Here is a 14,840-nt window from a genome sequence, read left to right as displayed (position 1 = left end):
TCGGACACGTCGAGGCCTTCCGGTCAGGTTGAAGAGACGCTTCCGATCCTGAAGGCCTCGACCCCCAACCACCCTCACCCCGCGCTCCGGCGTGTCGCGCTCACCCCCACCTCAAGGTTGAAGAGCCACATAAGTGCACCGACGACGGTCATTCAAAACCGGGATATCCACAACCGCAGCACGGAAGAGGCGCCGCCCACGCGACGACACCTTTCTATGCTCGATGTGCTCATCGTCGGCCATGAGGCCTTCGTGAGAGCGAAATGCTGCCCTCATCCCTCATCAGGGTGCCCCAGCAGACGTGACACCCACGGCCAGCCCCCGCCAGCCTGAACCAGCGCACCGAAGGGATCTGCGGCTCGGGTAGGTGCGTCATGTCGGCCACGCTCAGCGCTCAGCGCTCAGCGGCCAGTCAGCCCTTCTGGCGCGGGTTGCGCTCCCCTGCCCTCACAGCGGACGTCAGCGTGTTCCCTGCCGGGGGGAGGGGGCAGGTGCCGTAGTCGGAGAAGGCGCACGGCGGGTTGGCGGCGAAGTTGAAGTCAATGACGAGGTCGTCGGCCGGTGCGGAGGATAGCCAGATCCAGCGGCAGGCCCCGGCGGACTCGCGCCCGCTGGTGGCGTCGCGGAAGGACACCAGCCAGGTGCCGTCGCCGCCGGTCACCTTCAAGGTCTGGGTGGTGCCATCGATGTCGAGATCCACCTCACCGACGACGCGGGTCGACATCTCCACGCGGGCGGCCGCCGAGCCGATGGCTTGTTCCTGGGCTTGGGGGTAGGCGCGGTAGTGGCCGGTGAGCCGCCAGGCCGGGTCGTAGTCGAAGAACGGGACGCCGGTGTAGGCCGCGAGTGCGGGGGCGTGTGGGTCGCGGACGCGCACGGCGAAAAATCCGCCACGTTCCATGAGTTCGAGACGCTGATCGCCGAGGGTGACCTCCGGGGCGGCAGTAGTGCGATCCCACACCAGGCTGGCGCCCTTGACGGGCTCGCCGCCGACGAGGATGGCGTCGGGGCGACGGCCTGGGGTGGCGTCAGGGGTCGGGTCGTGGTGGATACCCGCATCGTCGGCCCACCACAGGCCGGGGAGTCCGTCGTAGGCGGCGGGATCCACGTCGAGCCAGTGCAGGGCGCTCAGGCTCAGCCAACCGTACGGCTGGGCGAACTCGGCGTCGCGGCGCTCCCGCCAGCGCTCCCATCGACGATGGGTCTCGGGGGCGACATGGCTCAACATTTCGTGCTCCTTGCTGCGCGCGGTGTCCGCGAGTCTGCCACGCGTTCGAGACGAAGCCGCCCCCGTCCCGCTCGCTGACCGAGTGGCCCGGTGGTCGACGCTGCCCGCTGGCCGTCAGCTCTCCTCGACGGCCACCCGGTCGGGGTTGAGCGCCGAATGCTTGCGGCTGTAGCCGAAGTAGATCACCAGGCCGATGACGAGCCACACCCCGAACCGGATCCACGTCTCGTAGTGCAACTGCGTGATCAAGAAGGCGGACGCCAGCACACCGAACGCTGGGATGAACGGCATGCCGGGCAGCTTGAACGTGCGGGGAATGTCGGGCTTGGTGTAGCGCAGCGCGATGACAGCGACACACACCACCACGAACGCCGACAGGATCCCGATGTTGGTCAGATCGGCGACCAACCGGATCGGGAAGATACCCGCCAAGGCGGCAGCCGCAACACCCGCGATCCAGGTGACGCGTTGCGGCGTCCCACGGCGGTCGGTGGCAGCAAACCAGCGCGGCAGCAGGCCGTCGCGGCTCATCGTGAACCACACCCGCGTGACGCCCAGCAGGAACGTCAGCATGACGGTCATGATGGAGATGACCGCGAACGCGGAGATCACCGTCGCGATGATGGGTAGCCCCACCGACGTGAACGCGACCGCGAATCCGGCTTCGGTGTCGATCTGCGTCCAGTTCTGCATGCCGGTCAGCACGAGCGTGGCGGCGAAGTAGAGCGCCATCGCGATGATCAGCGACAAAATGATCGCCTTCGGCATGTGCTTCTTGCCGTCGGTGGATTCCTCTGCGGCGGTGCTCATGGCGTCGTACCCGAACACGGCAAAGAACACGGTCGCCGCGCCCGCGAACACAGAACCGAATCCATTCGGCATGAACGGGGTGTAGTTCTGCGGGTTCACGTAGAAGATGCCCAACCCGACGATGAACAAGATCAGCAGGATCTTCAGCCCGACAGCGACGATCTCGAAGCGTCCCAACGTCTTGGTTCCACGGCTGAGGACAAACGTGACGAGCAGGCAGATGAGGATTGCGGGCAGGTTGATGATGCCGCCCTGGTCGGCGGTACCCAACATCCAGATGGGCAAGTGAATGCCGATCCCGCCAAGGAACTGGGTGAGGTAACTGGAGATGCCGATCGCGACCACCCCGACGATGGCGATGTATTCCAGCAGCAGATCCCAGCCGATGAACCAGCCGACGATCTCTCCCAGCGCCACGTACCCGTAGGTGTACGCCGACCCGGCCCGCGGGATCATGCCCGCGAACTCGGCATACGACAGGGCCGCTGCGGCGCTGGCCAGCCCCGCGATGAGGAACGAGATGATGACGGCCGGACCCGCGCCGCCGCCACCCGGCTGACCGCTAGCCACCAGCCCGGCAAGGCTAAACACGCCGATTCCGACGATGCCACCCACGCCGATCGCGGTGAGCTGCCACAGGCCGAGGCTCTTGAACAGTCCTGTCTTCTCCATGTCGTCTTCGATGTCGGCCAGCGGCTTTCGTCGCATGATCGAGTGGGGGTTAGGCGTCATGCTGGTCTCCTGGGTGCGTGCGGACAAGGGAAACTTAAGTGATGAAATCCGCTGCGGTCTACGCATGTGACCGATTCCTTGCATCGTGGACGCATCCAGACTGGGGCACACACCTGTGCTGAGGGACGCCTCACGAGCCCCACGAACACCCTGCAACAGGAGCGTCATTCGGCCATGACGCCGATGATCAGAACCGTCCGCATTGTGTCTGTCTGGAGCCCTAAGTTGGCCACATTGATGAGCCCGTAGACCGCTCATCACCTGGACGGAGGCCCCATGGAAACCCCGGACGTGCGCCACTCACCGCACTGTTCCCAGAATGCGAGCGCCCCTGCACCCCCAGCAGCACACGAGAAGGAACGCCCGCTCACCGTTGCCGCCGTTGCCGCCGACGACGCCGGCACGGTGCAGAACGAAGTCTGGTCGGACGCCGCACTTTCGGCCTGGGGTAAGACAGACCGGTTCACGGGTCAGTGGTTCCCAGTCGTCCATCACCTCACTGACTCAGCCGCCATGGCTGAGGAGTTGTTTGACCACTATCTCCCGCCCGCAGCGAGGACGATGCTGTCTGACCTGGCAGGGGTCTCGGTGCAAGAAGTTCGATCGCTCGCGGCCTTCCTGGCCGGAGTCCACGACATCGGCAAAATCACACCTCAGTTCGCCTCGCAAGTGTCTCAAACGTTTCCGACCGTCTTAGCCGCCATGAAACGCCATGGCCTTGATGCCAGTCGGCCGTACCCGGCCAGGATTCCCCACGCGACACTCAGCCAGGTCATCGTGCAGGACTGGTTGCAAACCGAGTACGCGGCTGATCCCCGCACTGCCGCCACGTATGCGTGCATCGCGGGTGGGCACCACGGGCGCAACCCCTCGAAGCTCAGCATCGTTCAGGCGCGCAACAGCCCAGGCGCGCTCGGAAGTGGCACGTGGATCGAGGTGCGGCAGGAGGTCCTCCAGAAGATGAGCGCACGGACGGGGGCTGCCCAGGTCTGGCCCATGCTCGTCTCGCGTCGCCTGCCTCCGTCTGCTCAAAGCGTCCTGACCGGTTTGGTGATCATGGCGGACTGGATGGCCTCCAACACCGACTACTTCCCGTACGACGGCCCGCTCAGCACGCCCAGGCGTCTTGCTCAGGCCACAGCATTGCTCGATCTCCCTCAACCGTGGAGGGCCCACCTCGAATCGACAGACGCGACCACCCTTCTGCATCAGCGTTTTCCCCAGCTAGCTCCCTGGCCAGCCCGTGGCGTCCAGCGTTCCCTGGTGGAGTCCGCTCAAGCAGCACGCTCAGCACCGATCTTCATCGTCGAAGCCCCGATGGGAGTGGGGAAAACCGAGGGCGCGTTGCTCGCAGCTGAAGTCCTGGCGTCCCGTTTCGGTCAGGGCGGGGTCTTTCTCGGCCTGCCGACCATGGCCACGGCCAACCCGATGTTCACTCGGACGATGCGCTGGCTCGATAACGCTCTTGGCGAGGAGGCCAGCGTGGCGCTGACTCACGGCAAGGCTGCGCTCAACGACGAGTACGACTCATTGCTGCGCGCCTCATGGCACGGCGACATCCACGATGGCCACGACCCCGCCGAATCCCGCGCGGTCGTGAATATGTGGTTGCGCGGCGCTAAGCGAGCAGGGCTGTCTAGTTTTGTTATCGGCACCATCGACCAGGCACTCTTCGCCGCGCTGAAGGCGAAACACGTAGCACTACGGCACTTGGGCCTCGCTGGCAAGGTCGTCATTGTTGATGAGGTCCACTCTGCAGACGCGTACATGCGCGAGTATCTCCACCGCCTCCTCACGTGGCTGGCCAGCTGGCATGTCCCAGTGATCGTGATGTCAGCGACTCTCCCCCCAGCGCAACGAGAAGGGTTCATCACCGCCTACGCGCGTGGAGTGGGGGATCTACACCCGGCATTGCCTGACGCCGGGGATTCCTACCCGCGGGTCACTCTCTATGACGGGGACACTCACGACATCCCCGTCTCCGCCGAGGAGGGATCGGCGCTTGTCAGCCTCGAACGCATGGGTGATGACCCCGCCCTCATCGTCGACCGACTGTCTGCACTGCTGGCTAAAGGTGGTTGCGCCGGGGTGGTCTGCAACACCGTGCGCCGGGCTCAGGAGGTATTCGATGCCCTCCATGGCAGCGTGCCCGATGACGAGTTGATCCTGATCCACAGCCGTTTCTTGGCCCCCGAGCGTCTGGCGCGAGAAGCAGACCTGGTGAGAAAACTCGGTAACACCAAGGACGTGCAACGGCCATCGCGACTGATCGTGGTCGGTACCCAGGTCCTGGAACAGTCACTCGATATCGACTTCGACGTTCTGATCAGCGATCTAGCCCCCATCGACCTCCTGCTCCAGCGCGTCGGTCGACTCCACCGTCATCATCGGGCGTCGCGCCCCGAACTGCTCCGCGAGCCGCTACTGCTCGTGAGGGGTGTCACAGACTGGGAATCAACGCCTCCTTCCCTGGCGCGCAGCACCACAGCGATCTACGGTGCGTCCTCTACGCTTCGTGCGGCAGCGGTGTTAAACGAGCAGATCTCCATCACGCTTCCCGACGACATCGCTCCACTGGTACGTCGTGGCTACGACCCTGACCTACCGCCCCCTGCAGGTTGGGAAGATCGGTGGAGAGCTGCCGAGCAGGCCGCGGCCAACGCTTTGGCGGTGAAGCGCCAGCGCGCTCAGGCTTATCTCCTTCCCGCTCCTCATGCAGTGTCGTCCTTGGACGGGTGGATCGACGTGGATGGCGGCGACCCGGACCGCGCCGAACGCGAGGGGCATGCACAAGTGCGTGACTCCGAAGACTCCCTCGAGGTGATCGTCGTTGACCGCGTCGGCGACGAACTTCGCATGCCTCTCTGCTCAGCGTTCCCCGGCACCGTGATTCCACAAGGTCAGATGTGGGGAACAGGGCAGGACGCGCGTTACGCACGCGCTCTGGCGGCGTGCACCTTACGCCTTCCACAAGAGTTGTGTCGCGAGGGAATGGTCGGTTCGCTGATTGAAGCTCTGGAAGGCATGGTGGATGCCTCGGGGTGGCAACAGTCACCGTGGCTCCGCGGACAGCTGTTTCTTCCCCTCGATGACCACGGAAATGTGGCAATCGGCCTGCCACGGGGCGGACCTGGGCATACTGAGCTTTATCTTCTGCACTATGACTCTGTACGCGGACTCACCGCTGAGAAGGCCAGGGACCATTGATGGAGAGCGCAAGCTTTAATCTGCTGGACGAGCCGTGGATCCGCGTCCGCACCGCTGACGGGGACCTCAAAGAGGTGTCGCTCACTGCGCTGATTGCGGACGCCCACCAGTTCGTTGACTTTGCAGGCGAGATACCTACTCAGGACGCTGCCATCCTGCGTTTGGTTGAGGCTGTCTTGCTGGGCGCGCTGCGCGCAGATGAACGAACAGAAGACGAGGCACTCGACACGTGGCAGACACTGTGGTCTGGTGGGCGGTTCGGTTCAGAGCGCTTTTCGCCCTACCTCGAAGCGATGCGTGATCGATTTGATCTGCTCCACCCCGCGACTCCGTTCCTGCAGGTGGCCGGGCTCACCACTGCATCTGGGAAGCGGTCGGGGCTCACGAAGCTCATCGCTGAGGTACCGGACGGGCATCAGTTCTTCACCACGCGCGCGGGCTCCGATCTGACGTCCTTGTCCTTGGCTGAGGCCGCTCGCTGGCTCGTCCACTGTCAAGCGTTTGACCCTTCCGGGATCAAAACTGGCGCGCTTGGAGATGAGCGCGTGAAGGGTGGCCGGGGCTACCCATTCGGCTACCCGGCCTGGGCCGGGAACCTCGGCCTGGTCCTCGCACAAGGGGGCACCCTCTTCGAGACGCTCCTCCTCAATCTGCCGCTGACTATGTCTGGTCCACAAGATCTGCCGTCGTGGGAGCGTGAACCGAACGGGCCCGGGCAAGACACTCTTCACCCCGCGCCGCACGGGCCCGCTGACCTGTTCACGTGGCCCTCCAGAAGACTCCGCCTCTTTACCGAGGGTGGACGTGTCGTGGACGTGCAGGTTTCCAACGGTGATCGGCTTGCACCGCAGAATCTTCACCCGTTCGAGCCCATGTGCGCGTGGCGCTACAGCAAGGCCCAATCCAAAAAGGGCGAACACGTCTTGATGCCGGTGATGCACGATCCGGCCCGGCGCATCTGGCAAGGGCTGGGCCCTCTCCTGCACCAACACAGGGACTTCAGCGACGGAAAACAGCCCGCCGTCCTCGAGTGGGTAGCAACGTTAAGTCAGGCGCAGATTCTGCCTGCCGACTATTCCCTGTCGCTGCGGATCGTCGGCGCAGAGTACGGGCCGCAGAACTCCACCATCGCTGACCTCGTCGACGATCGCATGGCTGCGTCCGTGGCCGCCGTGACCGATCCCACACTGGCGCAGGCGGCGCTCACCGCCGCTGACCTCGCCAAGGGTGGCGTCGTGGCATTAGCGAACCTTGCAGGCAATCTGGATCGCGCCTCGGGCGGCGAGGGCAATGCCCGTGAGGCAACGTTCGAACTCGGCTATCACCGGCTCGACGGGTTGTATCGGCAATGGCTGTCCACGCTTCGCGATCCGGAGCGGTCCCTGGAATACCTAGAGGACTGGTCCCACCGCGCCCGTGACGTTCTCCGCCGGGCGGGCGATGACCTGGTCTCCCAAGCAGGGCAGGGGGCACTCGTCGGGCGCACCGTCACACTCCAGAACCGGACGGTGCTTCTCGACGCGGGCCTCGCCCAACGTTGGTTCCATCTCGCTCTCGCGAAGACGTTCCCTTCCACACCTTCCGTTGATCAGGAGACAGCATGACCGTGGCCGCGCCCGTGCGTTACCGCAAGATCGGGGGAGTCGTCGCGCAGCGGGTCGCCACACTCCAAAGCAGCGTCCTGCGCAACGAATCCGGGGCGGTGGCGACGCTGGCCCGGCTACGCCGCTGTTCCCCCGGCGACGTCGGCGCCGAGCCAGCAGTGTGGGCCATCACCGTCGGTGAGTTGCCTGCGGAACTCCAGGGGCGCGGCGATGCGCCCAGCCCCTCGGAGCGTGCCGCTCACGCTGCGCTCGTCCTCTACGCCTTGCACCAGCAAGGCCGCGATGTCGGCGTACACCGTCCCGGCATCAAGCTGGGCAGCGCCGTCGGGCGGCTGGCCCGCGCCCGAGCTCGCGACGAGTCCCTCGACGATTCCACGGTCAGACGATTCCATCAGGTGGCCCTGGCTACTGACTTCACCGGACGGCTCTACTTCCTCCGCGGAGTCATCCAGCTCTTGCGTGCGGAACGTCCACCGATCGGGCTCGACTACGGCCTTTTGGCCGACGATCTCCGAGCCCTGGCCACGGGCGACCCCCATCAGCGCGACAGCGTCCTCCTTCGTTGGGGACGAGACCTTCATTCATTGCCCGAATCCGACTCCAAGGAGCGTTCATGACCCTGTTTCTCGATGTCCACGTCCTCCAAACGGTTCCGCCGAGCAACCTGAACCGGGATGACACGGGGAGCCCGAAGACTGCCGTTTTCGGCGGTGTCCGGCGTGCCCGCGTCAGCAGCCAGGCGTGGAAGCGGGCCACCCGACGCGACTTCGCGGATCTTCTCAATGCCTCGGAGTTGGGCGTCCGGACGAAGCGCGCGGTGGAGTTGCTGGCCGCGCGCATCGCGGCACGGTCGTCGGTGGACGACGATGCCGCTGCGACCCGCGCGGAGGCCGTCCTCCTCAAGGCGGGCTTGAAGACCAAGCCAGCACGCAATGCCGACAAAGGCGGGTTGCCTCAGACGGATTACCTGGTGTTCTTCAGCAACGGGCAACTCGACCGGCTTGCCGAACTCGCGCTGCCCCTCGACGCCGAACTGGACGCGCGTGCAATCAAGGCCGCCCTGCGCGCCGATCAGGGCATTGATGTGTCCTTGTTCGGCCGCATGGTGGCGGATGATGCCGAATTGAACGTGGACGCCGCCTGCCAGGTCGCGCATGCTCTGAGCACACACGCGGTGGCGACGGAATACGACTACTACACCGCAGTGGACGACAAGGCGCCTGACGACGAGACCGGCGCAGGGATGATCGGCACCATTGAGTTCGACTCCGCGACTCTCTACCGCTATGCCACGATCAACGTGGCGGGATTGCGGGCCAACCTCGGTGATGACGCTGCGACGCTGCGCGCTGTGGACGCCTTCCTCCGAGCATTCGTGACGTCGATGCCGACGGGCAAGCAAAACACGTTCGCGAACCGGACGGCACCTGACGCGGTCATCGTCATGGCCCGAGTGGATCAACCGGTCAACCTGGTGGGCGCCTTCGAGGACGCCGTCGTCGCACGCGGCGGCTACGTCGAAGCAAGTGCGCAGGCCCTGGCCGACCATGCGACCGCTTTGACGGCTGCCTATGGCACAGCGCCGCTGGCTACCTGGGTGACCGCCGTCGGGCAGAAGACCGCTCCGCTCGCCGCTTTAGGGGAGCAACGTCCCTTCGACGGATTGGTTGCTGCCGCGACCGATCAGGTGCGAGGGGTGCTGGAGCAGAGCGCATGACGACTCTCCTCCTCCTCTTGGCAGGGCCATTGCAAGCGTGGGGGGATTCCAGTCGGTTCTCGCGCCGCGACACCCGCATGGTCCCGACCAAGAGCGGCGTCCTAGGGTTACTGGCGGCGGCTGAAGGGCGTCGGCGCACCGACGCCTTGGAAGACCTGACGCATCTCCGCTTCGGTGTTCGCTCCGACCAGCCCGGCAGCCTGCAACGTGACTTCCAAACGGCTATCGACTGGCGGAGCGGGAAGTCGATGCCGTTGTCCTACAGGTACTACATCGCCGATGCCCGCTTTGTCGCGGGCGTCGAAGGGCCTGAGCCTGTCATCGCAGGACTCGCCGCCGTAGTGCAGCGGCCAGCGTTTCCGCTGTATCTGGGACGCCGTTCCTGTCCCGTCGGCCGGGCCCCGTTTCTGAGGGTGGTCGAGGAACCGTTGGAGACGGCCCTGCGTCAGGCTCCTTGGGAAGCTGCCGCGTGGTGCCGAGCCAAGCAACCCAACGATGTGGAGTTGGCTTTGCATCTCGATGCGGACCCCGGCGATACCCGCCCACGTGAGACGCGTCGCGATGTTCCGGTGAGCTTCGACCCTCGCCGCAGGGAGTACGGGTGGCGCGAGGTTGTGACTGCCGACCCCGTCCACGTCCTCAATCCGGAGGGGCGCCGCCCGCTCAGTGTTCCAGGCCAGCCCGACTGGTTTGCGGCAGCAGAACAGCCTGTTCAGGAGTCGATCTGATGTACTTCACTCACATGCCGCTCAATCCAACGCGGCGCGGGACCCGCGACCTGGTTGCATCGCCCCAGCGTATGCACGCGGCAGTCCTGGCTGGGTTCCTGCCTGATGTCGCTGATCGCGATCGGATCCTGTGGCGCCTGGATAATCCCGAACGGCATCGCCTTGATCTTTACGTGGTGAGCCCGCAGGAGCCTTCCTTCGAAGGGTTGGCTGATCAGGCGGGCTGGCCCGCGCAACCCACCTGGCGAACTGCCCCCTACGAGCCGCTGCTCGACAGTCTGGAAGCTGGCCAGCAATGGGTCTTCCGGCTACGAGCCAACCCCGTGCGAAGTATGAGAATGGGGGACGGCGAGCGTGGTCGCCGCGTCCCCATCTCTGGCGAAGAGAATCGGATGGACTGGCTGCTTCGCCAAGGTGTTGCGCACGGCTTCACCGTTCCTAGCGGCGCCCACGATCGGCCCAATGCTCGCGTCAGCGAGGAACGGACAGAGCAGTTCCGCCGCCGGAGCGGAACCGGAACTGTCACGCTCAAAACGGTAACGTTCGACGGTCTGCTGCAGGTGACGGACCCGGTCGCCCTACGCGAGGCGCTCCTTTCTGGTCTTGGTCCGGCCAAGGGCTACGGGTGTGGTTTGGTCACGCTGGCCCGACCGACATGAAACCCATTCCCGGGACGCCGCCGGCGCAGGTTGGTCAACTAGCCCGGGTCACCGACAGAGTGACCTTTCTGTACGTGGAGCACGGCATCGTCCACCGTGACAGCAACGCAATCACTGTGCGCGATGAGCGGGGAACCATCCACATTCCTGCGGCCACCGTCGCCAGCCTTCTCCTGGGCCCCGGAAAGACGATCAGTCATCAGGCCATGATGCTGCTGGCCGACAGCGGTACCAGTTCCGTGTGGGTTGGTGAGGAAGGCGTCCGCTATTACGCGCATGGCCGGGGGCTGTCGCGTTCCAGTCGGCTGCTCGAGGCCCAAGCCGAACTGGTCACCAATCGGGTCAGTCGGCTGCGTGTCGCACGGCGCATGTATGAGATGCGTTTTGCTGGTGAAGACACCGAAGGCATGACCATGCAGCAGTTGCGTGGTCGGGAAGGGGCTCGTGTCCGCCGAATCTACCGCGAGACGGCGGAGGAGTATGGCGTCACCTGGTCGTCTCGAAAGTACCAACCCGACGACTTCTCCGGCGGCGACGACCTCAATCAGGCCCTCAGCGCGGCAACGTCCTGCCTGTACGGGGTCGTCCATGCGGTCGTCGTCGCTCTGGGTTGCAGCCCAGGGCTGGGGTTCGTGCACACAGGTCACGACCGGTCGTTCGTGTACGACGTTGCCGACTTGTACAAGATGGAAATGGCTGTTCCTGTCGCTTTCGGGGTTGCCGCTAACCCTGGCGACGACCTTCCCGCGGAAGTTCGCCGGGCCATGCGTGATGCCATTCATGAGGGTCACCTGCTTACGCGGTGCACGCGCGACATCCATGCGCTCCTCGGCTCGGATGGCGACCACGATGAGGACTTCGACGTCGATGTCATTCACCTCTGGGACTACCGAGGTGCCCTCGCGGCTGGGACCAACTATGCGGAGGACGTGTGGTAGTCGTCGTGCTGACCGCGTGCCCGGCCGGGCTCCGTGGGCACCTCACACGGTGGCTCCTCGAGGTCAGCCCCGGCGTCTATGTGGGCAAGGTGTCGGCACGCGTTCGCGAGCAACTCTGGCTGCAGATTCAAGACCTCTGCAAGGACGGGCGCGCCATCATGATTCACTCAAAGCGAGGCGACCAAGGCCTCGACTTCCGCGTCCACAAGCACGACTGGGAACCTGTCGACTTTGACGGAGTGCACCTCATCCGACGTCCCGCCGCCCCATCCAGCCAGAGCCCGATGCGCAAGGGGTGGAGCAACGCCAGCAAGTACCGCCATGCACGCAAAGTGAAGTGACTTGACCTTCACCTCGAACGTCTCCCCTTGTCGGGGAGTGTGCTCCCCGCCTACGCGGGGATGAGCCCCATCCCAGCGTGTGGCGAAACCTCTCAGACTAGTGCTCCCCGCCTACGCGGGGATGAGCCGTCGGAGCCGGAGCGGAGCCGCGGCCCTGGTAGGTGCTCCCCGCCTACGCGGGGATGAGCCCTCGTCCGGGGCTTCTGACTGGACGTATGGGCCGGTGCTCCCCGCCTACGCGGGGATGAGCCCGTCAGGTTCAAGACGGACCAGATGGGACGCCGGTGCTCCCCGCCTACGCGGGGATGAGCCCATAGGCCTCACGAGCTTCTTGAGCGTGACGTCGTGCTCCCCGCCTACGCGGGGATGAGCCCCCGCACCGGCACTGCTGTTGCGGACCTCGCCCGTGCTCCCCGCCTACGCGGGGATGAGCCCCAGACGCTCGCGTTGCCGTTCGTGTTCCCGCCGTGCTCCCCGCCTACGCGGGGATGAGCCCAGGAGGAGAGACCAGTGACCCCCGAACTCCAAGTGCTCCCCGCCTACGCGGGGATGAGCCCTGGGTCATCGACAACGTCCTCAACCCGTTGCTGTGCTCCCCGCCTACGCGGGGATGAGCCGTCGGCGAGCAGCTCGACCGCGGTCCCTTGCCCGTGCTCCCCGCCTACGCGGGGATGAGCCCGGTCGTGCGTATCTCTGGGGACGCCCCCCGGGGTGCTCCCCGCCTACGCGGGGATGAGCCCTGGTGGAGCAGGCGATGGCTGCCATGACCGCCGTGCTCCCCGCCTACGCGGGGATGAGCCCTGCGTGGCATGTATGCGACGGCGATGCGGAACGTGCTCCCCGCCTACGCGGGGATGAGCCCTGCTCGTCAGGCGAAATGTAGGTGGTGCGCGCGTGCTCCCCGCCTACGCGGGGATGAGCCCCATCCGGAGATTTACGGCGGCATCAAGGGCATGTGCTCCCCGCCTACGCGGGGATGAGCCCAACGCGAGTGCGGCCTGGCTCTGGGCGACTGGGGTGCTCCCCGCCTACGCGGGGATGAGCCCGACACCATCGGGGTCTTCCAGATTGGTCCCGAACGTGCTCCCCGCCTACGCGGGGATGAGCCTGCTTCGAGGTCGCGTGCTGCGGACTCGATGGCGTGCTCCCCGCCTACGCGGGGATGAGCCGACCGCCAAGGAGGCGTGACCCATGACTCTCACGTGCTCCCCGCCTACGCGGGGATGAGCCTGAACCCACTATCACTGTTGTCGGCAACCTGACGTGCTCCCCGCCTACGCGGGGATGAGCCGGAGCAGGCTGACCAGGTCAATGCGGCGTTGCGGTGCTCCCCGCCTACGCGGGGATGAGCCCGTTGATCCTGTCAGATGGCGTGTGCTTGTAGGGTGCTCCCCGCCTACGCGGGGATGAGCCCCCGTCGGTGAGTTCCTTGATACCCGTCGTCCCGTGCTCCCCGCCTACGCGGGGATGAGCCCAGCCAATCGATCACTTGGTATCCGAGCGAGCAGTGCTCCCCGCCTACGCGGGGATGAGCCCGGGCTGGAGATCCTCGGACGCCCAGCAGCCGCGTGCTCCCCGCCTACGCGGGGATGAGCCCCGTCCCGGGCAGTGGCCGACTGAAGTGGAGTCGTGCTCCCCGCCTACGCGGGGATGAGCCCGCGGCGTAGAAGCCCTGGCTGGCGACGATGACGGTGCTCCCCGCCTACGCGGGGATGAGCCCCGGACCATGGGCGGCCTGGCTTGGGTGAGTACGTGCTCCCCGCCTACGCGGGGATGAGCCGTCAGCAAAATGGACTCGGCCTTGTCGGGAATGGTGCTCCCCGCCTACGCGGGGATGAGCCCGGCTCGGGTGGTCCCGGCGACTGGACAACCGAGTGCTCCCCGCCTACGCGGGGATGAGCCCACCCCCCGCTACGGTCGTGAAATTGTTAGCCAGTGCTCCCCGCCTACGCGGGGATGAGCCCCCAGACAGCCATATGCGGGCACTCGGTGCCGTGTGCTCCCCGCCTACGCGGGGATGAGCCCTTCTGCGGCAGTGCTAGCCAGCTTGATTAGGCGTGCTCCCCGCCTACGCGGGGATGAGCCCATCACGCCTTCTTACGCTGCCGGGCCCGCTCAGTGCTCCCCGCCTACGCGGGGATGAGCCCACGCTGACCCTGATCGGCCTTGACGCGTAGGTGTGCTCCCCGCCTACGCGGGGATGAGCCCGGCATCTCGTTCCAGGAAGACGACAAGGCTATGTGCTCCCCGCCTACGCGGGGATGAGCCCGGCATTTGCCCAAAACGGGATTGGGCCCGGGAGTGCTCCCCGCCTACGCGGGGATGAGCCCGACTGGACCCGATCCCGCTTGTCCCAGAACGCGTGCTCCCCGCCTACGCGGGGATGAGCCCTTTCGAGCAGATGCAGCTTGACCCTCAGGTCACGTGCTCCCCGCCTACGCGGGGATGAGCCCCATCCGGGGCATGACGGTGCTAGGTGCCTACGGTGCTCCCCGCCTACGCGGGGATGAGCCCACGCTTTCGCGTATCCGGCAGTTGGAAAGTTGGTGCTCCCCGCCTACGCGGGGATGAGCCCGTCCGCGCAGAGCTGGGGGACAGCCTTGGTGGGTGCTCCCCGCCTACGCGGGGATGAGCCCACGGTGGGCCGGATCAACCCGGTTTCATCCACGTGCTCCCCGCCTACGCGGGGATGAGCCCATGGACCAGGGGTACACGATGTTTTGTCGTGAGTGCTCCCCGCCTACGCGGGGATGAGCCCGGCTCGGGTGGTCCCGGCGACTGGACGGCCGAGTGCTCCCCGCCTACGCGGGGATGAGCCTCAGGCGCATGCCGACCATGAACGGCTGCAAGTGTGCTCCCCGCCTACGCGGGGATGA

At 65.7% G+C, this 14,840-nt stretch carries 10 protein-coding genes and 1 CRISPR repeat array (1 of these 11 only partly in view); of the genes, 8 read left to right on the top strand and 2 right to left on the bottom strand.

The features are described from left to right. Positions 1-412: 412 nt before the first annotated feature. A complete protein-coding gene (locus C1706_RS13490; RefSeq protein ID WP_129459767.1) occupies positions 413-1,228 on the bottom strand; it encodes a DUF1684 domain-containing protein in 816 nt (271 codons plus the stop codon). A gap of 114 nt (positions 1,229-1,342) precedes the next feature. Then, complete coding sequence (locus tag C1706_RS13485) at positions 1,343-2,770, bottom strand: amino acid permease (protein ID WP_129459766.1); 1,428 nt, start codon at positions 2,768-2,770, stop codon at positions 1,343-1,345. 276 nt (positions 2,771-3,046) lie between these two features. Between C1706_RS13485 and cas3 the strand changes: the two genes are divergently transcribed. The 8 genes from cas3 to cas2e are packed head-to-tail and all read left to right on the top strand — an operon-like array spanning position 3,047 to position 11,964. Next, positions 3,047-5,977 carry a CRISPR-associated helicase Cas3' gene (cas3, locus tag C1706_RS13480; protein ID WP_129459765.1) on the top strand — a complete coding sequence of 977 codons (2,931 nt, stop codon included), beginning with the start codon at positions 3,047-3,049 and terminating at the stop codon, positions 5,975-5,977. Beyond that, the gene (gene casA, locus C1706_RS13475; RefSeq protein WP_129459764.1) at positions 5,977-7,581 is read left to right on the top strand and encodes a type I-E CRISPR-associated protein Cse1/CasA; all 1,605 of its coding nucleotides are present in this window, start codon (positions 5,977-5,979) and stop codon (positions 7,579-7,581) included. Before cas3 ends, casA begins: the two co-directional genes overlap by 1 nt. Continuing rightward, positions 7,578-8,198, top strand: a complete 621-nt coding sequence (gene casB, locus C1706_RS13470; RefSeq protein WP_129459763.1) for a type I-E CRISPR-associated protein Cse2/CasB — start codon at positions 7,578-7,580, stop codon at positions 8,196-8,198. Before casA ends, casB begins: the two co-directional genes overlap by 4 nt. Continuing rightward, positions 8,195-9,298, top strand: coding sequence for a type I-E CRISPR-associated protein Cas7/Cse4/CasC (gene cas7e / locus C1706_RS13465; RefSeq protein ID WP_129459762.1), 1,104 nt, complete (start codon positions 8,195-8,197; stop codon positions 9,296-9,298). The genes casB and cas7e overlap by 4 nt, the downstream gene beginning before the upstream one ends. Then, positions 9,295-10,026 carry a type I-E CRISPR-associated protein Cas5/CasD gene (cas5e, locus tag C1706_RS13460; protein ID WP_129459761.1) on the top strand — a complete coding sequence of 244 codons (732 nt, stop codon included), beginning with the start codon at positions 9,295-9,297 and terminating at the stop codon, positions 10,024-10,026. The genes cas7e and cas5e overlap by 4 nt, the downstream gene beginning before the upstream one ends. Positions 10,027-10,040: 14 nt before the next feature. Continuing rightward, positions 10,041-10,685 (top strand): type I-E CRISPR-associated protein Cas6/Cse3/CasE, encoded by a 645-nt coding sequence (gene cas6e, locus C1706_RS13455; RefSeq protein WP_206661147.1) that lies wholly within the window; start codon positions 10,041-10,043, stop codon positions 10,683-10,685. After that, positions 10,682-11,623, top strand: a complete 942-nt coding sequence (gene cas1e, locus C1706_RS13450; protein ID WP_129459759.1) for a type I-E CRISPR-associated endonuclease Cas1e — start codon at positions 10,682-10,684, stop codon at positions 11,621-11,623. Before cas6e ends, cas1e begins: the two co-directional genes overlap by 4 nt. Beyond that, positions 11,617-11,964 (top strand): type I-E CRISPR-associated endoribonuclease Cas2e, encoded by a 348-nt coding sequence (cas2e, locus tag C1706_RS13445; protein ID WP_129459758.1) that lies wholly within the window; start codon positions 11,617-11,619, stop codon positions 11,962-11,964. Before cas1e ends, cas2e begins: the two co-directional genes overlap by 7 nt. Positions 11,965-12,003: 39 nt before the next feature. Then, a CRISPR array of direct repeats spans positions 12,004-14,840; the repeat unit is 29 nt; unit sequence GTGCTCCCCGCCTACGCGGGGATGAGCCC (it continues 1,102 nt past the right edge of the window).

This window comes from Propioniciclava flava (assembly GCF_004126535.1).
GTDB lineage: Bacteria > Actinomycetota > Actinomycetes > Propionibacteriales > Propionibacteriaceae > Propioniciclava > Propioniciclava flava.
This window is presented reverse-complemented; position numbering and strand designations above follow the sequence as displayed.